Genomic DNA, 18,553 nt, shown 5'->3' with positions numbered 1-18,553 from the left:
GGACTGTAGATCACAACATAAAGGGCCAGCTCTTTTGCCAGCGTGTGATTAATTCGGTTGTCAGGTTTGTACTCATCAAAAAGCAGGTTTACAATACCGGGTGTGTAGTCGAACGGGCCGGCAAGATTTCGATGAAAAGGAAGAATAGTTACATAATTGGGTGGATTTCCGGGACCGTCCCAAACATTCTCTCCGCTGCCCCATGCATTATATTCTTGTCCGCGAGCAACTTCTCTTGTCATCAGGTTTGGCCAGGTTCTGCGTAGGCCGGTAGCTTTTACGCCTTCATGTACATTCAGGGAGATGTTATATTTTGCTGCCAGCTCCACTACTTTTTGATGATGGCGAACCATATGCTGTCCGTGATGCCATTCATAATTTCTGTTGCCATCCTCATCCGTCCAGAAAATCTCTTGTCCGTGGCCAACGTATCCCATTTTAACAGCCCGAACTCCCAGTTCATTATAAAGCTGGAATGCCTCGTCCATCTGGCCTTCGTAGTGTTCCACGGAAGCGGATGTTTCGTGATGTCCCATCAGTCTTACACCCTTATCGAGAGCATATTCGGCAACCTGTTCGAGCTCAAAGTCGTCCATTGGTCGGGTGAAATCGAACACTACGCCATCAGCAAACCAGTCTCCGTCCCAGCCGGGATTCCATCCTTCCACCAGCACGTGATCAAAACCGTGTTCTGCAGCAAAATCAATGTAATTCATTGCGTTTTCGGTTGTGGCACCGTGGATGGGTCCTGAGCCCCATGTTGATTTATCAAGATGCATTTCCCACCAGATTCCAACATATTTAGCGGGTTCAATCCAGGAAGTATCTTCAATTTTACTGGGTTCATTCAGATTCAGAATTAGATATGACTCAACCAGTTCTCCTGCGCTTTCTCCAATTTGAAGCGTTCTCCAGGGCGTAACAAAAGGGGTAGTTGCCCGAACTAAAACGCCATCATGCCAGGGAACCAGGTTGGCTTTCAACTGATTTTCCCCGGTATGCTCAATGTTCATGGTTGAGTAGTCAACCAAGGCTGCTTCATGCAGGGCCAGGTGCAGTCCGTCTTCCGTTTTCATGGTGAATGGTGTAATTACGGTATCCACTTCTGCGAGACGAGTGTGTTCTGGGAGATACTCATACCGGTTCCACTGAAGTGCACTGATCCACCAGCTTTCGTGATCATCGGTCATATTGAATTCGGTGAGTTCATCCATAATGTTGAACTCTTGTAAATTTGGCTGTTCCGGGAATTCATATCGAAAACCGATACCGTCATCATATGCGCGAAAAACGACGGTTAGTTCACGGTTTGGCTCTTCGGTCTCTTTCAGAGTTACTTTTAGTCCATTGTAGTTATTCCGCATCTCCTCTTTTTCACCCCAAACCTGAGTCCAGGTTTCGTCAAAGTCTGATTTTTCAACAGAACTAATTTCAAATCCGCCATCCAAAGCCGGCTGATCCTGTAACTCAAAGCCTAGCCGGGATGTTGTAATGGCCGGAGAGTCTTCATGTTGAACTGTGTAGTAGGGGACTCCCTCATCGAGGAAAAAGTCAATGCTATTGGTGCCTCCTGGCGACTCAATCTGGGTGTTTTGGTTGGTGCAGGCTGAAAACAAAACGAGAGAGATGACTGAAAAAAGAATGGTTTGAATTTTCATAAGGTCGGCTTGATAAATGAATAGTATGAACCTGTAAAATAGCTGAATTTAGACTTCCAATTAAAGTTAAAAATTGAATGGGTTTCCATTCATAAATTGGGCCGATGATCCATTTAATTATCTGAATTAGATTCCGTAACTTTATGTGCTGTTTAAATACGTATTCAAGCAGCAGGGCTGATTTTTGGAATAGAGGATAGCCCTGTAATAATTATTGAAATCATAAGATCTTAATTCGACATGGCAAAAGAATTTGACGTTTGTGTAATTGGAAGTGGGCCAGGTGGTTATGTAGCTGCTATTCGTGCCTCTCAGCTAGGTTTTAAAACTGCAATTGTAGAAAAAAGATTTTTAGGCGGAGTTTGCCTGAATATCGGTTGTATTCCAACCAAAGCGCTGCTACGTTCAGCTGAAGTCATTGAAACCGTATCTCATGCTTCTGACTATGGAGTGGATGTAAAAGAGTTCTCCCCCAATTTTGAAGGGATGATTAAAAGAAGCCGGGGCGTTGCCGACAAGATGAGTAAAGGCGTTCAGTTTTTGATGAAAGCCAATAAAATTGAAGTTCTGAACGGAACCGGCGTATTCAAATCGAATAAAGAGCTGGCTATTCAGGATGAAAAAGAAAAAGAGCAGGAGACTGTAAAAGCGAAGCATTTTATCGTGGCTACAGGTGCTCGACCGCGTCAGCTTCCAAATCTGGAGATCGATGGTGAAATGATTATCGATTCCGAAAAAGCGATGCAGCTTGAAAAGCAACCGAAGAAAATGGTAATTATCGGCGCCGGTGCAATTGGTGTTGAGTTTGCCTATTTCTACAACTCTATCGGTACAGAAGTGACACTTGTAGAGCTTCAAAAAACGGTAGTCCCTGTAGAGGATAAAGATGTTGGAAAAGAACTTGGGAAAATCTACAAGAAGAAAGGAATTAATATTTTTACCGAAAGCTCTGTTGAGAAAGTAGAGAAAAAGGGTAAAGGCGTTAAAGCAACGATTAAGACAAAGAAAGGAACTGAAGAAGTAGATGCTGATATGGTGCTCTCTGCTGTAGGTGTTGTTGGAAACGTTGAAAACATCGGCCTTGAAAAAGCGGGTGTTGAAACCAAAAAAGGTGACATTGTTGTTGATAAATCAACCTATAAAACATCAGCGGACAATATTTATGCTATCGGTGATGTGATTGGTGCTCCTTGGCTGGCACACAAGGCTTCTCACGAAGCTACGGTTTGCGTTGAACAGCTTGCCGGTGAAAATCCAATTCCCGTGAACTACGATAACGTCCCGGGATGTACTTACTGTGAGCCTCAGATCGCTTCTGTTGGAATGACGGAAGAACAGGCAAAAGAGGAAGGCTATGATGTAATGGTCGGTAAATTTCCATTCTCTGCCAGCGGTAAGGCTTCCGGTCTTGGTCATGAAGAAGGTTTTGTAAAAGTTGTTTTTGACTCGAAATACGGTGAGTGGCTCGGGTGCCACATGATCGGCTCACACGTAACGGAACTGATTGCAGAAGCCGTTGTTGCTCGTGACCTCGAAACAACAGGGCACGAAATTATAAGTGCGGTTCACCCTCACCCAACCATGAGTGAAGCGGTGATGGAAGCTGTTGCTGAAGCATACGGCGAAGGGGTTCACCTCGGATCAAAACCGAAGAAGAAATAAGTGCTGATTTAGCTGGTTTCTAATATTTATAAATTGCTTTTAAGGCAGGTTTAACGACCTGCCTTTTTATTTTTGACCGTATTTAAGATAAAAAGGTACGTTAATACGAAAAATACATAAACTCTTAATAATTGGATGCTATTTTTAAAATAGAGAGGGGTGAACGGATCATAAAAAAGATTGTACGACCAATAAAATGAGAGGTTCGAAATGACAACAAAAAATAGAATACCCGGACCAGAGGGGAATAAGAATAACAATATAGACCTAAGAAATTATTACACTATTCTATGGGAAACAGGGCTTATCCTTGCTTTGGTGATATTTATTATACTATTTCGCGTTGATATTATGCCGGCTGCAGAGGAAGAAGACCTGGTACTTGACTCGCAAGAAGAGGTGATGATGGAGGAGATCGTGCAGACCCGCCAACAGCCAGAAATACCACCACCTCCACGGCCACCGGTTCCGGTAGAAGTGCCCAACGATGAAATCATCGAAGATATTGACATTGATATCGATTCAGAGCTCGACATGTTTTCGGAAAGCAGGCTTCCACCTCCCCCACCCCCGTCGGCGGAAGAAGAAGACGAATCTGAAGAGGAAGACTTTTTTGTATTCGTGGAAGAGATGCCTCAACTGAAAGGAGACCTGATGGATCTGCAGGAACAGATTCGCTATCCGGAAAGAGCCAGAAAAGCTGGAATTGAAGGCCGGGTGCACATTCAGTTTATCGTGGATGAAAATGGACAAGTAGTGAATCCGCAAGTTGTTCGCGGTATTGGCGGTGGTTGCGATGAAGAAGCATTAAGAGTTATTAAAACGGCTGAATTCACTCCTGGCCTGCAGCGCGGTAAACCTGTGAGGGTACAGTACTCACTGCCCATATTTTTCAAGATTAAGGAGTAGGAAGATTTACATATTAAATCATTGAGGTAAACCGAACTGCTGTTTCTGACGTAAGCTATTGATGGAACTTTACCTGAACACGCTTTGGCAAGGTGACATGTTATAACTTTTCAGGACCCTTATTTTATTTACTATTTGGTAATATCATTTATCAATCGCAAAGATTAATTATGCAGAATTTTAATTATCTTTTCGATTATGATGAAGTACATCGATGTATATGACTTGGGCAAATCTTCCTATCGCCCTGTTTGGGAGCTGCAAAAAGAGCTACAAAACGGATTAATTACCCAAAAAAGATTAATCCGCGATGGGTTCATGGACGAGTATACAGAAAACGATATGCTCCTCTTTGTTGAACATCCACACGTATACACGCTAGGCAAAAGCGGCAGCTCTTCTCACTTGCTGAAAGCTATCGGGGAACTGGCCCAGATTGATGCCGAATATATCGAAATTGATCGTGGTGGCGACATCACCTATCACGGACCAGGTCAAATTGTTGGGTATCCAATTCTCGATTTAGACAGGCATTTTACGGATATTCACAAATACCTGAGATTTTTAGAGGAAGTAATTATTCGAACCTGTGCAGATTTTGATATTGAAGCAGGAAGAATAGAGGGACTGACAGGAGTGTGGGTTGGTCAGCAAAAAATTTGCGCAATGGGAATCCGCTGTTCAAGGTGGGTAACCATGCACGGTTTTGCATTTAATATAAATACAGATCTAACCTACTTTGATCACATTGTACCCTGTGGAATAAATGATAAATCAGTCACCAGTCTATCAGATCTTACCGGAGAACGAATTGAGCCCGAGAATGTAAAGCAGTGTCTGGAAAAGCACTTTGGTGACGTTTTTAATGTAGCCTTAAATCCAAAGGTGCAAAAACCTGAACCAGAGCAACAATTTTCTTACCTTAACTCACTCAAATTGAAGGCCGAATAACGACGAAGACAGAACGTGTTATGATTAAAGAACTTGAAATTATAGATAAAGAAGGACCCTCAAAGCGCAGACCGGACTGGTTACGTGTTAAACTGCCATCAGGCGAGAAATTTAAAGAGGTTTCTGAGACTATTCGCGATAACAATCTGAATACGGTCTGTTCAGAGGCCCGATGCCCAAATATGGGTGAGTGCTGGGGGGCCGGTACAGCCACATTTATGATATTGGGTGATGTTTGTACGCGTTCTTGCTCATTTTGTGCAGTTAAGACCGGCCGTCCGGTTCAGGGGCTCGACTGGGACGAACCGCGCCGTGTAGCAGATGCCGCAGCAAAAATGAAGTTAAAGCATGTAGTGCTTACATCCGTGAACAGGGATGAGCGAAAAGATGGCGGTGCGCCAATTTTTGCTGAATGTCACAAAGTACTTCGCGAAACGATTGATGGAGTAACGATTGAGTCGTTAATACCGGATTTCAGAGGGGCGTGGGATGCTCTGCAAACCGTAATCGACACACCTCCCGATGTTTTGAGTCATAATCTTGAAACGGTTCCAAGGCTATACAGAACCGTTCGTCCACAGGCTAAATATGAGCGATCATTGGAGCTTTTAAAAAGAGTGAAGGCACAGGGTGTCCGTTCCAAAACCGGCATTATGGTTGGTTTGGGAGAAACACGAGAAGAGGTGATCGAACTGATGCAGGACTGTGTAGATCACAATGTAGACGTACTTACAATTGGCCAGTATATGCAGCCAACAAAAATGCACCACCCGGTGGTAGAGTGGGTTCATCCTGATCTGTTTGCGGAATACAAAGAGATTGGCGAAAAGCTGGGCATTGAGCATGTAGAAAGCGGACCACTCGTACGCTCTTCATACCACGCTGAGCGACACGTTTAGCTTTTATCTAAAGTGATTTCTTTAAATAATCAGCTGAATATTAACCCTGACCTTTAGGAACCGCTTCCATGCTATCCATCGTTGTTGTATTTATTCTCTGCTACCTTATTGGGTCTATTCCAAGTTCCCTTTGGATGGGAAAAATCTTTTTTAAGGTTGATATACGAGAACATGGCAGCGGTAACGCCGGAGCAACCAACACATTTCGAGTATTGGGATGGAAAGCGGGTACAATTGTACTTCTTTTCGATTTCGGGAAAGGTCTGCTCTCTACCCTTGTAATCAGTCAATTGGCATATAGTATTGGAGACGGACCCGTAAGTTTCTACCAAGGCTGGGATGTGGATGCCATGCTAGTCATTTTATCGGGTTTGGCTGCAGTAATTGGCCATATGTTTCCGCTGTATGCGAAGTTTAAAGGCGGTAAAGGTGCCGCTACCGCATGTGGGATGCTTTATGGAATTGAACCTGTATCTATTAGCATATCATTGGGTCTTTTTCTGATCCTCATGTTCAGTACCCGATATGTTTCTGTAGGATCCATTTTCGCATCGTTAATCTATCCCTTTTCCCAATTGGTTCTGCGTTATGGGTTTGGCTACGATATTGATGGCAGCATTATTTTGTTTAGCAGTGCTATCGCACTTGGTATCATCATCAAGCATAAAGGGAATATCAAGCGTTTGCTAAACGGTACAGAAAACCGCATAAAATCCTTCAAACCTTCAAGTGGGAGGTTAAATAAAAATGAGACGTAAAGTGAACAAGATAAGTATCATAGGAGCCGGAAGTTTCGGTACGGCAATGTCTGTTGTATTGGGAGGGAAAAAATATTCTGTGTCGATATGGGCACGGGAAAAAAATGTTGTTGAAGGAATAAATAACAAAAAATTTAACCCTTTTTATCTGACAGATACAAAATTACCGGATTCAATAGAGGCAACTCACTCTTTGGAGGAGGCACTTAAAGACTCAGAAATGGTTGTATTTGCCACTCCCTCACATGCGCTAAGAGAAGTTGCCGAAAATGTAAAACCCTTTCTGAAAGGAAATGAAATTGTAGTGAGCGTTGCGAAGGGAATTGAAAAAGACAGCTTGATGGCTCCTTCGCAAATATTGGTGGACGTTTTGAATGAAACCGTGCTGGAGGATCAAATAGGTGTGCTCACCGGGCCTAGCCACGCAGAGGAAGTTGCACTGCTCAAGCCAACTACGGTTGTTGCTGCAGCGTATTCCACCAGGGTAGCTCGAATTATACAAGAAACATTTATGACATCGCGCTTTCGCGTATATCTTAATAATGATATCATAGGTGTGGAAATCGGGGGCGCAGTAAAAAATATCATGGCTATCGCGGCAGGTATTGTTGACGGTGCAGAGCTGGGAGATAATGCAAAAGCTGCCCTAATGACTCGTGGATTACATGAAATGAAACGAATGGGAGCGGTACTTGGAGCATCCATGGATACTTTCGCAGGATTAACCGGTATGGGCGACATGATTGTAACTTGTACAAGTCAACACAGCCGAAATAGATTTGTTGGGTATAATATTGGTCAGGGGAAAAGCCTGAGTGAAATTACATCCGGTATGAACATGGTAGCTGAAGGTGTAAAAACAGCAGAATCCGTTTGTCAATGGGCTAAAAAAAATAATGTTGAAATGCCGATAACTCATGCAGTATACAAAGTACTATTCGAAAATATTCCTCCCTCGGATGTCGTTGAAGACCTAATGACCAGGAATCCTAAAGAGGAAAAAATGATTTAAATATTTCCTAACAGTTCATTGAAAACGGTATCAGTAACATCAGATAAGCAATATGAAACTGCCGAATGGAGAAATTGTCATTTCAGACATGAACCCCTCCGATCTCCGAAATTTAATTCAAACCGGCGAAGGTACATTTTTAGAGTTTAAAAAAACTGTCCCAAAACCGTCTAAAATTGCAAGAGAAATTGCTGCATTCGCGAACACATCAGGTGGCACAATTCTCATTGGAGTTCATGATAATAAGCAGATTGCGGGCATACGAGCCTATTTTGAAGAGGAGTTTTTACTTCAGGAAGCAGCTCAAAAACTGTGTGTACCTCCGGTTCAAATTTATATTGAATTGGTACATCTGCCCGATGCGGATGTTATGGTTGTTCGTGTACCGGAATCAACTGAAAAACCTGTGTACCTGAAAGGAAAAAAGAAACGGCAGGTTTTTGTGAGATTTCAGGATGAAAGCGTTTTGGCCAGTGACGAACAAACAGAGATCTTAAAACAACAGTATTCAAGTACAGGTGTTACGTTCGAGTATGGAAAAAATGAACAGATGCTTTTCCGCTATTTGAATGAATACGGAGAAATCAACGTTCGGAAATTTTCCGAGCTTATAAACGTTACAAGCTATCGTGCGTCCAAAATTCTTATTAATTTAGTGAGTGCCGGAGTTCTGAAATTGTTCAGAAAATCGGAGAAAGATTATTTTACCTTTGCAAATTCTGTAAAGTAACTGCAATAACTTGTTTTTATTTATGGCTAATCAAAATGAAAATTTAGATGATGTGATCGCCTCTCTGATAGACGAAGAGCAAGATAAAGAGGTGAGTACAGAAGAGAAGTTCCGGAAACAGTTTGAAGAGCTCTCCAATGGAGAGGGCGTTAAACTAACCGGACGAGCGGCGAAACAGGTTCTCAAAATCAAAGAGAACGAAAATCTGGATGATGAACTTTACCTGCGGGTAGCTGTTGAAGGCGGCGGATGCTCAGGTTTAAGCTATAAGCTTGGATTTGATATTCGTACGGATGAAGATGAATTGATTGAAACGCAGGGATTGGAAGTGATCGTAAAACCCGATCACATGCTGTATCTGGATGGTATTGTGATTGACTATCCCGACGGTTTGGATGCTCGCGGTTTTACCTTCGAAAACCCGAACGCCAGTGAAGCATGCGGGTGTGGATCATCATTTGCGGTGTAATCCGATCATGTTTTACTCATACCTAAGAATCATCACTGTCCGTCTGAGACCCATCGGGCTCATTCGTAATCAATCTGACTCCCCTTTTGAATGTTAAATAGTGCCACATCCATTCAGCAAAAACCCTGAACCGGTTTCTAAATCCAATCAGAAAAAAGATGTGGATTACGGACCAAAGCATCCAGGCCAGAAATCCTGAGAACTTCAGTCCGCGAATATCGGCTACGGCCTTAGCTCTTCCAATCGTGGCCATTGTACCTTTGTCAACATATTTGAAGGAGGAAGTTTTTTTACCGCTCTCTCGTTTCTTGATCAGTTTAGCAAGATACTTACCCTGCTGAAGGGCTACGGGAGCAAGAGCCGGAAGAGGTTGCCCATCCTCATCTTTAACGTGGGCGGCGTCACCAATCACGAAAATTGAATCGTGATCCGGAATGTTTAAATACTCTTCCACGAATGCACGTCCCATTTTGTCCAGGTTACAATCTAATGAACCGAGCAACGGTGAGGCTTTTACTCCTGCTGCCCAGATAATATTGGGGGTTTCAATAAAAGAGTTTTCAAGTTCTACACCATCTTCCCGAATGGATTTGACGGGATTATTCAAAAGTACTTTCACGCCCATCTCTTCAAGATCCGACTTGGCTTTATTTGATAAATCCTCAGGATAGCCATTCAAAACATTTTCGGCGGCTTCAATCAGGAAAATTTCTGTCTCCTCTATTTCAATATTCCGGAAATCCCTCATCATATTTCGTTTTGCAATTTCAGCAATTGCACCTGCCATTTCTACTCCGGTTGGTCCGGCGCCAATGACTGCATATGTGAGATATTTTTTTCGATCTTGAGGATCATCCAGCTTATCCGCTTCTTCTAAAGAGATCAGAATGCGTTCACGGACGGAGAGGGCATTTTTAAGTGTTTTCAAACCGGGAGCGTGACTTTTCCATCGCTCGTTTCCAAAATAGTTGTAGATGGCACCCGGGGCGAGTATCAGATAGTCGAAATCTATAGAGCTGTCGTCGGAAATATGAATACGTTTGTTCGTTTTATCTATGGAGACAACTTCTCCCAAAACGGTTCTTACATTTTTATCATCGCCAAAGATAGCGCGAATAGGTACCGCAATATCTCCTGGTGAAAGAGCGGCCGTGGCCACCTGATAGAGGAGAGGCTGGAAAAGGTGATGATTTCGTTTATCGACCAGAGTTATGTTGCAGTTTGTTTTGCGGAGAGCTTTTGCAGCAGAGATACCGCCGAAGCCTCCGCCTACAATTACAATCTCAGGTCGATTTTTCATCTATTTAATTCATTTTCGCCTTCGCATTTTTAGCCATTTCTGAAATCTCTTCTTCGGATATTTCCACTTTTGAGCCACAGTAGTTGCATACAACTTCCTGACTCTCTCCCTGCATCTCTTTCAGCTCTTCATATCCGAGCATCGAAAGTGCATTTTTAAACCTTTTGGGCGAACAGCGGCAGAAAAAATGAACCGGTTGGCGATCCAGCTCTTTTACAGAAAATGGCTGCGTAGCCACTTTCATAATGTCGTCGATGTAATAATCGTTCTCAAAAAGTTCACCAAGTGGCGGTAATTTTGTAAGGGTTTCCTGGAGTTTTTCAACGCTCTCCTCATCAGCTTCGGCAAGCCGTTGCAGCAGTACTCCGCCTGCATGTTTTACGGAACCGTCATCATTCAGGCTCACATCCAGTAAGAATGCAGAGAGCACCTGCTCAGACTGCGCCATATAATGAGCGATATCAGAATTGATATCCCCGTTTACCAGTGCAATAGAGCTCCGCCGCGGATCTGCTTCATTATAGAGGGTTTTGGTAACGGTGAGCACACCATTCCCCAGGCCTTTGGAAATAGTAGTATCCGGATTGCTGTAATCCAATTCTACGGATGGATTCGATGAGTAACCGCGAACTTCTCCCACACGATTGGCTTCGGCTGTGAGCATACCAACAGGCCCGTCACCGTCGATGCGAATCTGGATGCGCTCTTCCCCTTTCAGCTCAGAGGCGAGAAGCATGGCCGAGGTTAGGGTTTTGCCCAGCAAAATGGTGTTCAGTAACGAAAGATTGTGATATTTCTGAGCAGTTCGGACAACATCTGTCGTTTTAACTACGCTGATTTTAAACTGTCCGTTGGGGTCAATCCCCTTGATTAAACGATCTTTGAACTTAAACTTCTTTTTGAGTGACATACTAATGTTGGTTGAATAAAAAATTGGAGTAATTGAATAGCAGTGCAATAAACGATGAGTCGGGATCGGTTATTATCCTATCTGACGGCTTGATCAATCTGTGTTTTTGAAAATGAGCCGGGTAGTCTGTCTTCACGCACATAAAGATACAGAGTTGCCATGAAAATAGATTGAAGAATCCATTGAAAAACACCCAGAACCAGCCCAAAGAGGATAAGTACTGCAATTCCGATAAATATGAATACGTCACCAAGTAAAAACAGGGGAATTGTGATGGCTGTCGCACCGATTAGTAAAATTGCAAAAATCAACCCGAAGCTGAAGTGACCAATCAGCTGTTCGCCCCACGACTTTTTTAGCATTCCGGCCGACTCTTTGAGTGACTGAATGGGTCCTTTTCTTTCAATGACCAAAACCGGAAGTACGAGAAAACTGGTGACCGTCCAGCTGAGCCCAATCAAACCCGCAACAATTTTACCGATAATATCAGATTGATTTTCGATTGAGTTTAGGATAATTCCCACAGTAGCTGCAATGGCGGTCCACCCCAGAAGATGTGGCAGCCGGCCTCTTAATTCGTTAAAAACCTCTCCGAAGGTTGGCTCCTCTCCCCGGATATGTTTGATCGCATAAAGAATTGCGCCAGAGTTAAAGAAAATGATGATAAAGTAGTTCAGGTAGTAGAACATAAAAAGAGTAAAAAACATCATCGTATCTGAGAGTGACTCAAATATGGCAAGAGAACTAATTCCGCCCGTAAACAGAAGCGGAAGTATAAACGTAAATCCTACCAAAAGGGTGCAAATACCTGAGAAAACAGGGAAGAGCAACATTCGTTTGTCTTCAAGAAGAATGGCCAGTGAACTCTTCATGAGTGACCAGGTAGCAGAAAATCGATTCATGGAAAGATAGGTTTGATTTGTAAGTGTAGTATAATCTTACTCTTTACCAAAAAAAAGCAACCCGGTTTTCACCGGGCTGCTCAGTTGAATAGTCAGGGTTTTGTGCTAAAAATTAAGAACGGTCTCTCAGATACTGCTCGCCTTTTCGTTTTGAAAAGTGACTTTTTGATGAGTAGATCGTTCCGACTTTTCCAACAGATTCAATTCTCTTTTCAGCAAGAGCATTGGATGCTGCAATAGTTGGGATGTTGTTCTTTTCGGCGAAATCGAAAATATCCAGAACGGTATCGTAGATTCTGGATGCTTTATTCATTGCCAGATTCTCGTTGTATCCTTCAAGCTCGCTGGCAACGTTGATCAGACCACCGGCATTGATTACATAATCCGGTGCATAAAGAATTCCCTTTTTGATCAGTTCATTCCCATGTTTCTCTTCGTGGTCCAGGATATTATTGGCTCCGCCGGCTAAAATGTCACATTTCAGGTAGTTGATGGTATCATCATTCACCACGCCTCCTAAAGCGCATGGGCTGAAAATATCCATATCAAGTGTGTAGATATCGTCAGGTTTAACAACTTCAGCGCCGGTTGCCTCGGCAAGTTGTTTAGCTTTCTCTTCAAAAATATCTGAGATGAAGAGTTCTGCATTCTCTTTACTGATGTAGTGGGCAAGGTGAGATGCAACCGAGCCGGCTCCCTGGATAGCAATCCGTTTTCCCTCAAGTGAGTCACTGCCATAAGCTCGTTTGGCTGAAGCTTTCATCCCCATGTACACTCCATAACCAGTTACGGGTGATGGGTTGCCGCTTCCGCCCAGCTCTTTTGGAATACCGGTTACAAATTTTGTCTCAGAGAAGATCCACTCCATATCTTTTTCGGTCATGCCCACATCTTCGGCTGTGATGTAGCGACCGCCGAGCCCGTCTACAAATCGGCCAAATGCGCGAAACAGTGCTTCTGTTTTTTGAGTTTGTGCATCACCGATAATTACAGCTTTTCCGCCGCCGAGGTTTAATCCCGAAATAGCTGATTTATAACTCATGCCGCGAGAAAGCCTGAGCACGTCGCGAATGGCTTCTGCTTCAGATTTGTAATCCCACATTCGGGTTCCGCCAAGAGCGGGCCCCAATGTTGTATCGTGAATTGCAATAATTGCTTTTAGTCCAACTTCAGGACGTGAACAGAACACGATTTGTTCGTGCTCAAGGTCATTTAAGTCACTAAATAGCTGAAAATCCTCGTTGATTTCGCTCTCTTTGTCAAGCATATTTTCTAATTCTTTCATAACTAAAAGGTTTAAAATTTAATCGTGTACCATCCGATTGGAACCGCTTCCAAATTACTGATTTTATCTGAGAATTGACAGGAAGCAAAATCTGATTTCATAAATTTGCCATCTCATAAGGGGCGAAAATTGAGAATAATTTACGAACAGGTTATGAAGAAAGATTCAGGATTTATTTAAATATCTACGTTTGATTTAATCTCATATTCTCCTCTCCTTTTGTTATAATAGAATATTAAGTTTTTGTTAAGGTTATTACAGTGTAAAACACTGTTTGGCACTGCCGGGGTGACACTCCTTTGCCTTTTAAATGAGAATAAAACAGGAAACAAATCATGGCATATCGATGGGTTTATACACAACCTGAAAGGGAAGAGTCTGTCCGGAATTTACAAGAAGAGCTAAATGTGCCTGAAGAGATCGCCCAGTTGCTGGCGATTCGGGGCATAGAGAGTTTTGAGAAAGCAAAGTCGTTTTTTCGGCCTGAAAAACAGAAGCTGCACGATCCATTTCTGATGAAAGATATGAAAACCGGAGCCTCCCGATTGGCTGAGGCAATCTGTAATCACCAGAAAGTGCTAATCTATGGCGATTATGATGTTGACGGTACAACCGCTGTAAGCATCCTCTATACGTTTCTTAAAAGCTTTGGGCTTGATGTAAGCTACTACATTCCACACCGTTTTAAGGAAGGATATGGAATCAATCCCGATGGAATACGTCACGCCATAGAAATCAATGCCGATCTCATCGTTTCCGTTGATTGTGGGATTACCGCTTTTGAAGAGGCAAAGGTTGCAAAAGAAAATGGAATCGATCTGATTATTTGTGATCACCATACTGTAGCTGACGGGATTCCGGACGCTGTGGCTGTATTGGATCCGAAACGGCTGGATTGCAACTACCCTTTCGATGGTCTATCGGGGGCCGGGGTCGGTTTTAAACTGGTTCAGGGCACGGTGGAAAAACTTGGACTGTCGAAAGAGATTCCCAGTCAATTTCTGGATCTGGTTGCCATCTCTATTGCATCCGATATTGTTCCGATTGTTGATGAAAATCGCTATCTGATGCGAAGAGGTCTGCTATTAATCAATACAGAACCGCGGGTTGGAATTAAGGCGCTGCTGAATCAGATTAAAATAACACCCGGAACGGTTTCCACTTCCACGATTGTATTTTCCATCGGGCCGAGAATAAATGCGGCCGGACGTATGGGTGATGCCACAGCAGCTGTGGAGTTGATGATTTCTGAGGATGCCACACGCGCATCAAAATATGCGAAAGAGCTGGAGTCCATAAATATCAGGCGCCGTTCCACGGACAGTGAAACGATGGAGCAGGCCGTAAACATGCTGGAAAATAATTACAACGTTGAAGATCTCTCTACCATGGTGCTGCATCATCCCGAGTGGCACTTAGGCGTTATCGGAATTGTAGCATCCCGCCTGGTGGACGCCTACTACCGGCCAACCATTATGCTCAGCACGGTAGAGGGAAAGATCAAAGGGTCGGCGCGATCTATTAAAGGCTTTAATATTTACAACGCCCTGAAAAAGTGCGAGGATCTGCTGGAGCAGTTCGGCGGACATGAATTTGCAGCCGGTCTGACCATGGATGCCGGGAATCTGGACGAGTTCAGGAATCGAATGAACTCAATCGGGTTTCAGAAACTATCGGATAATGATTTTTTACCGGAGCTGGAGATCGATGCGGATTTAGACCTTGAAAAAGTGGGGCCAAAATTCTGGAAGCTATTGTCTCAGTTTGAGCCATTTGGCCCCGGGAATATGCGTCCTATTTTTGTTTCAAAAGACGTATGTATTGAAGGTGTACCCAGTATTGTGGGAAATGGCCATTTGAAATTTAAGGTAAGGCAAAACGGTTCGGCGGTCATCGACGCCATTGGGTTTAACATGCATGAATATCTGCCGACACTGCGAAAATGCAGCGCTGGCAAAATGGATGTGGCCTATGTGCTTGAAGAGAACTACTGGAACGGAAAGAGAACGATACAGATGCGGCTGAAGGATATTAAGGTTCGCAATTAAGTGGATATAAATTTATTTCCGAAAAACAGACAATCGGTTTTGAGTAAAGGTTGAAAAGCCCTTATATTTGGAGTCTTCGAAGAGGGACTGTAGCTCAGTCGGTAGAGCAACGGACTGAAAATCCGTGTGTCGGCGGTTCGATTCCGCCCGGTCCCACACTCGAGTAAACCAAGTTATTGCCAGTCAATAGCTTGGTTTTTTTTTTGGATAAGGTTACAAACAAATATTCTGTTTGTAACCAATTAGTTATTCTCTCCTTTTCCTCAATTTTACGCGAAATTGAGTTATTTGCTCTTCCTTCAATACTTCCAAAATGGCTTTTTTAGCTTCATTAAGGCTTGTTTCTATAACACGGCCCCCAACTTGCCCCTTAATTTTACTTCCGGATGAACCGGTAAAACCGCCAGGAAATAGTTCCTCAATATTTGGATGCTTGTTATGCAAACAACATCGGGTTTTTATCCTTTCGGGATTTTGAGACAGGCTCTTCAATTTCTGCCTTAAACCTGACATTGAATGTTTCCAGAATACGCTGGGCTTTGTCAAGGGTAATTCCGTGGTATTCGTTATTCTCATCACGTGATACCTGTGCTTCTGAAACACCCAGTTCCTTGGCAAATTCTTTTTGTGAAAGCCCTAAAGCGATACGCACGCCAATCAGCCATCGGCCGATGTTGTTAAACTCGTACAGTGTTCCAAGATTACCGCGCTTCATATCCTCGTAAGCTTCTAATTCCTCTTTTAGCTGATTATGAAATGAAACCAGCGGCTGCATCAGGCGTTCCAGTTCCTCCCCGGCGTGGCCCAGTTCCTCAAAATGAGCTCGCTGCCGACCCATAACCTTTCGTTCTTCCTCAAACCTTTCTATCGCTTTTTGGTATTCTTTTTCAGATCTGATCATGACCGTAATCCATTACTTTATAATTTTAATAATATCTTTTTCCCTGCTTGTTTTCCGGCACTTCCGAAACGCTGCCAGAAACAGTTCAGGATTTCCATGTCTATCCGTAATTCCGCTATTCTGTCCGTAGTGTGGATAAGACTCAACTCTATATTTATGCCACATCGGAAGTTGTTTTTTCTCCTAACCACGATAGCTTCTGCGCGATGCTGAATCCCACGTCCAGATTTTATACGGATCTCTCTTGTTCAGTTCCCTCTCGATATAGCCGCTTGCAAATTCGGACAGGTCACATTCAAATTATCCTTCGATATCGTTCGGATGTGGCTTCGCTTCAGCAAAAGAACCATCCAGCCAGATCTCGGTGATACCGATATCCCATAACTGCTTTCCAAGAATCTCAGCCTGATTTACAAGATGTGCCCTCCATTCACTGTCCCAGTCAGGAATCGTTGGCTTTTTTGGACCATTCACAAAAATAGAGGCACGTAGCTCATCAAACGTGTACAAATAGTCACCTTTAGGTAACAATCCATGCTTGTTAAACGCAATGCCATCTTTCATTATATATGTAACTTAACAAATTTGTTAAGAATATACATAATCAACATTAATGTTAATTATTGTTGTTCCAATTCATTTTTATCAAATTTTTCAACACCCCTCATAACTCCTCAAGATCAACGACTCGTTCATCGTCAAATTCAGACAAGCTGGAGTAGTTTTAATTAGAAAGTCCTTTTTCAGTTTTCTCAGTTCGACTGGTCAGAGTGGAACATTGTTTCATAATATGAAAGAAGCTCATCCAAATCTTTCGGCGGAGTGATATTGCCGCACAATCCAAGCCCTTTCCCAAATAGTTGATCAGGTTTTAAACAGATTTAGGTAATCTTTAAATATGTAGAGCCGGTTTTCTTCGCTTAAAAAGCTCGATAACCTACAGATTGTCGAGATGCCAATTCCTGAGAAGCAGTGCAGGTTCAAAACTTTCGTAAAGACCTTGGGTTAGTTGTTTTCCGGCTTTAAAGTTTTTCAATGAAAGATAAATAGTACCATTGCTATTTAAGAAATCCGTCTAAAATTTAAATAAGAAACTCTGCTATTTAAGACGAGCGCTCTTCTCTTAAATAACACTGTCGGAATTTGGATGTATGGGATTACCGGATTTGTAATTTTTCAAAGTGTATTCGCCAATCCCGAATGGGATTGAACGTGAATAGCCCCGTGCACAGCTCGGGGTATGAATGGTACAATGCCGCATCACAACCCCGAGAGGGGTTGAACCCTTTCAGGGTTCTGAAATACATTTCCTGTCTTGTTTCCCTGAGCTGCGCTCAGGGCTAATTACATTAAACTCCTTCGGAGTTCTGAATCGGGAAATGATCGTTTCGTAACCACCGGGCCGTACCCGGGGCTATTGTTGTTGAACCCCATTCGGGGTTCTGTCATTGTCGCCATCTTTCTTTTCCCGGGCTTCGCACGGAGATATTTACACTAATCTACTTCGGATATATGATTTGTGACAACGATAAAACATTTCTGACTCAAATTTACAGCACGCTTACAATAAATCTACACCAAATACCTTCCATTAAATTCAACATTATGTTCTTTCAGCAGTACTACCAATTCTTCTTTAAACGTCATTTTCTTATGATGTTCTTCCTGGTTTTGCACGTATCGGATAAGACCCTCTTTTTCTTTGATTGTATATGTAAACGCAGCGTAACCCTCCTGCCATCCATCAAAATCCGGGAATAGTTGATTCTCTTTCATATAATTGCTGCTTCCCAGTTTAATATCTTTTACAAGGTTTGATAATGAAATAGATGGGTGCAGATGGGTTATAATATGCAGATGGTCTTCAACGCCGTTGATCCGATAAAGATGGCAATTTTTGTTTTTCAGGATACCCCAGATATCTTTGTACAATTTTTCACGGTTTTCTTTGAGGAGTACTGGTTTTCTGTTTTTGGTGCTGAAGACAATTTGATATAGGATTTGGGTATAAGTGCTCATTTTTCTGACTCTCGATTTATTTTGGATAAGTTTAAAATCTAACCTCATTTGTCAAAACTGCAAATCTGGATGACAATAATTTGGTATTTATCAATCCCGAATGGGATTGAACGTGAATAGCCCCGTGCACAGCTCGGGGT

General features: G+C 42.8%; 19 protein-coding genes and 1 tRNA gene. 10 read left to right on the top strand and 10 right to left on the bottom strand.

The annotated features are described in order from the left end of the window. Positions 1-1,658 (bottom strand): glycoside hydrolase family 97 catalytic domain-containing protein (locus tag ACESM0_RS06370; RefSeq protein WP_372904766.1); only part of this gene is annotated, 1,658 nt, incomplete at its 3' end. A 240-nt stretch (positions 1,659-1,898) separates the two neighbouring features. Here ACESM0_RS06370 and lpdA point away from each other — a divergent pair. From lpdA to ACESM0_RS06330, 8 genes are all read left to right on the top strand, one after another. Beyond that, positions 1,899-3,320, top strand: coding sequence for a dihydrolipoyl dehydrogenase (gene lpdA / locus ACESM0_RS06365; RefSeq protein WP_372904764.1), 1,422 nt, complete (start codon positions 1,899-1,901; stop codon positions 3,318-3,320). A gap of 210 nt (positions 3,321-3,530) precedes the next feature. Beyond that, positions 3,531-4,229, top strand: coding sequence for an energy transducer TonB (locus ACESM0_RS06360; protein WP_372904762.1), 699 nt, complete (start codon positions 3,531-3,533; stop codon positions 4,227-4,229). Between the two features lie 198 nt (positions 4,230-4,427). Next, entirely contained in the window at positions 4,428-5,180 is a 753-nt protein-coding gene (gene lipB, locus ACESM0_RS06355; RefSeq protein ID WP_372904760.1) for a lipoyl(octanoyl) transferase LipB, read from the top strand. Between the two features lie 20 nt (positions 5,181-5,200). Then, positions 5,201-6,079: a lipoyl synthase gene (gene lipA / locus ACESM0_RS06350; RefSeq protein ID WP_322570497.1), complete on the top strand. Its 879-nt coding sequence runs from the start codon at positions 5,201-5,203 to the stop codon at positions 6,077-6,079. Positions 6,080-6,147: 68 nt separating this feature from the next. Then, positions 6,148-6,837: a glycerol-3-phosphate 1-O-acyltransferase PlsY gene (plsY, locus tag ACESM0_RS06345; RefSeq protein WP_372904758.1), complete on the top strand. Its 690-nt coding sequence runs from the start codon at positions 6,148-6,150 to the stop codon at positions 6,835-6,837. Between the two features lies 1 nt (position 6,838). Beyond that, complete coding sequence (locus tag ACESM0_RS06340; RefSeq protein WP_372904756.1) at positions 6,839-7,849, top strand: NAD(P)H-dependent glycerol-3-phosphate dehydrogenase; 1,011 nt, start codon at positions 6,839-6,841, stop codon at positions 7,847-7,849. A gap of 52 nt (positions 7,850-7,901) precedes the next feature. Then, a complete protein-coding gene (locus tag ACESM0_RS06335) occupies positions 7,902-8,579 on the top strand; it encodes a helix-turn-helix domain-containing protein (RefSeq protein ID WP_372904754.1) in 678 nt (225 codons plus the stop codon). A gap of 22 nt (positions 8,580-8,601) precedes the next feature. Then, entirely contained in the window at positions 8,602-9,048 is a 447-nt protein-coding gene (locus ACESM0_RS06330; RefSeq protein ID WP_372904753.1) for a HesB/IscA family protein, read from the top strand. 22 nt (positions 9,049-9,070) lie between these two features. Here the strand turns inward: ACESM0_RS06330 and ACESM0_RS06325 are convergent, their stop codons facing one another. From ACESM0_RS06325 to ACESM0_RS06310, 4 genes are all read right to left on the bottom strand, one after another. Beyond that, positions 9,071-10,348 carry an NAD(P)/FAD-dependent oxidoreductase gene (locus tag ACESM0_RS06325; protein ID WP_372904751.1) on the bottom strand — a complete coding sequence of 426 codons (1,278 nt, stop codon included), beginning with the start codon at positions 10,346-10,348 and terminating at the stop codon, positions 9,071-9,073. Positions 10,349-10,352: 4 nt separating this feature from the next. Continuing rightward, positions 10,353-11,258 (bottom strand): Hsp33 family molecular chaperone HslO, encoded by a 906-nt coding sequence (gene hslO / locus ACESM0_RS06320; RefSeq protein ID WP_372904749.1) that lies wholly within the window; start codon positions 11,256-11,258, stop codon positions 10,353-10,355. 77 nt (positions 11,259-11,335) lie between these two features. Further along, positions 11,336-12,160 carry a DUF6159 family protein gene (locus ACESM0_RS06315; RefSeq protein ID WP_372904747.1) on the bottom strand — a complete coding sequence of 275 codons (825 nt, stop codon included), beginning with the start codon at positions 12,158-12,160 and terminating at the stop codon, positions 11,336-11,338. Between the two features lie 112 nt (positions 12,161-12,272). After that, the gene (locus ACESM0_RS06310) at positions 12,273-13,445 is read right to left on the bottom strand and encodes a Glu/Leu/Phe/Val family dehydrogenase (protein ID WP_372904745.1); all 1,173 of its coding nucleotides are present in this window, start codon (positions 13,443-13,445) and stop codon (positions 12,273-12,275) included. Positions 13,446-13,780: 335 nt separating this feature from the next. Between ACESM0_RS06310 and recJ the strand changes: the two genes are divergently transcribed. Beyond that, complete coding sequence (gene recJ / locus ACESM0_RS06305; RefSeq protein ID WP_372904743.1) at positions 13,781-15,493, top strand: single-stranded-DNA-specific exonuclease RecJ; 1,713 nt, start codon at positions 13,781-13,783, stop codon at positions 15,491-15,493. Positions 15,494-15,576: 83 nt separating this feature from the next. Then, a tRNA-Phe gene (locus ACESM0_RS06300) sits at positions 15,577-15,649 on the top strand. Between the two features lie 90 nt (positions 15,650-15,739). On the opposite strand, the gene ACESM0_RS06295 is transcribed toward ACESM0_RS06300, so the two are convergent. From ACESM0_RS06295 to tnpA, 5 genes are all read right to left on the bottom strand, one after another. After that, positions 15,740-15,937 carry a hypothetical protein gene (locus ACESM0_RS06295; RefSeq protein ID WP_372904741.1) on the bottom strand — a complete coding sequence of 66 codons (198 nt, stop codon included), beginning with the start codon at positions 15,935-15,937 and terminating at the stop codon, positions 15,740-15,742. After that, positions 15,930-16,394 carry a helix-turn-helix transcriptional regulator gene (locus ACESM0_RS06290; RefSeq protein ID WP_372904739.1) on the bottom strand — a complete coding sequence of 155 codons (465 nt, stop codon included), beginning with the start codon at positions 16,392-16,394 and terminating at the stop codon, positions 15,930-15,932. Before ACESM0_RS06290 ends, ACESM0_RS06295 begins: the two co-directional genes overlap by 8 nt. Before the next feature lie 12 nt (positions 16,395-16,406). Beyond that, entirely contained in the window at positions 16,407-16,559 is a 153-nt protein-coding gene (locus ACESM0_RS06285; RefSeq protein WP_372904737.1) for a hypothetical protein, read from the bottom strand. Between the two features lie 135 nt (positions 16,560-16,694). Beyond that, the gene (locus ACESM0_RS06280) at positions 16,695-16,958 is read right to left on the bottom strand and encodes a DUF6932 family protein (RefSeq protein WP_372904735.1); all 264 of its coding nucleotides are present in this window, start codon (positions 16,956-16,958) and stop codon (positions 16,695-16,697) included. 1,008 nt (positions 16,959-17,966) lie between these two features. After that, positions 17,967-18,413 (bottom strand): IS200/IS605 family transposase, encoded by a 447-nt coding sequence (gene tnpA / locus ACESM0_RS06275; RefSeq protein ID WP_372904733.1) that lies wholly within the window; start codon positions 18,411-18,413, stop codon positions 17,967-17,969. Between the last annotated feature and the right edge of the window lie 140 nt (positions 18,414-18,553).

Source organism: Rhodohalobacter sp., from assembly GCF_041686455.1.
Classification (GTDB): Bacteria; Bacteroidota; Rhodothermia; order Balneolales; family Balneolaceae; genus Rhodohalobacter.
The sequence above is the reverse complement of the archived record's forward strand: the minus strand, read 5'-3'. Positions and strand labels throughout refer to the sequence as shown.

What these genes read in the sequence shown, in the direction of transcription:
- lpdA (WP_372904764.1), top strand. Translation starts at nt 1,899, where the DNA reads ATGGCAAAAGAATTTGACGTTTGTGTAATTGGAAGTGGGCCAGGTGGT.
- ACESM0_RS06360 (WP_372904762.1), top strand. Translation starts at nt 3,531, where the DNA reads ATGACAACAAAAAATAGAATACCCGGACCAGAGGGGAATAAGAATAAC.
- lipB (WP_372904760.1), top strand. Translation starts at nt 4,428, where the DNA reads ATGATGAAGTACATCGATGTATATGACTTGGGCAAATCTTCCTATCGC.
- lipA (WP_322570497.1), top strand. Translation starts at nt 5,201, where the DNA reads ATGATTAAAGAACTTGAAATTATAGATAAAGAAGGACCCTCAAAGCGC.
- plsY (WP_372904758.1), top strand. Translation starts at nt 6,148, where the DNA reads ATGCTATCCATCGTTGTTGTATTTATTCTCTGCTACCTTATTGGGTCT.
- ACESM0_RS06335 (WP_372904754.1), top strand. Translation starts at nt 7,902, where the DNA reads ATGAAACTGCCGAATGGAGAAATTGTCATTTCAGACATGAACCCCTCC.
- ACESM0_RS06330 (WP_372904753.1), top strand. Translation starts at nt 8,602, where the DNA reads ATGGCTAATCAAAATGAAAATTTAGATGATGTGATCGCCTCTCTGATA.
- ACESM0_RS06325 (WP_372904751.1), bottom strand. Translation starts at nt 10,348, where the DNA reads ATGAAAAATCGACCTGAGATTGTAATTGTAGGCGGAGGCTTCGGCGGT.
- hslO (WP_372904749.1), bottom strand. Translation starts at nt 11,258, where the DNA reads ATGTCACTCAAAAAGAAGTTTAAGTTCAAAGATCGTTTAATCAAGGGG.
- ACESM0_RS06315 (WP_372904747.1), bottom strand. Translation starts at nt 12,160, where the DNA reads ATGAATCGATTTTCTGCTACCTGGTCACTCATGAAGAGTTCACTGGCC.
- ACESM0_RS06310 (WP_372904745.1), bottom strand. Translation starts at nt 13,445, where the DNA reads ATGAAAGAATTAGAAAATATGCTTGACAAAGAGAGCGAAATCAACGAG.
- recJ (WP_372904743.1), top strand. Translation starts at nt 13,781, where the DNA reads ATGGCATATCGATGGGTTTATACACAACCTGAAAGGGAAGAGTCTGTC.
- ACESM0_RS06290 (WP_372904739.1), bottom strand. Translation starts at nt 16,394, where the DNA reads ATGATCAGATCTGAAAAAGAATACCAAAAAGCGATAGAAAGGTTTGAG.
- ACESM0_RS06285 (WP_372904737.1), bottom strand. Translation starts at nt 16,559, where the DNA reads ATGTGGCATAAATATAGAGTTGAGTCTTATCCACACTACGGACAGAAT.
- ACESM0_RS06280 (WP_372904735.1), bottom strand. Translation starts at nt 16,958, where the DNA reads ATGAAAGATGGCATTGCGTTTAACAAGCATGGATTGTTACCTAAAGGT.
- tnpA (WP_372904733.1), bottom strand. Translation starts at nt 18,413, where the DNA reads ATGAGCACTTATACCCAAATCCTATATCAAATTGTCTTCAGCACCAAA.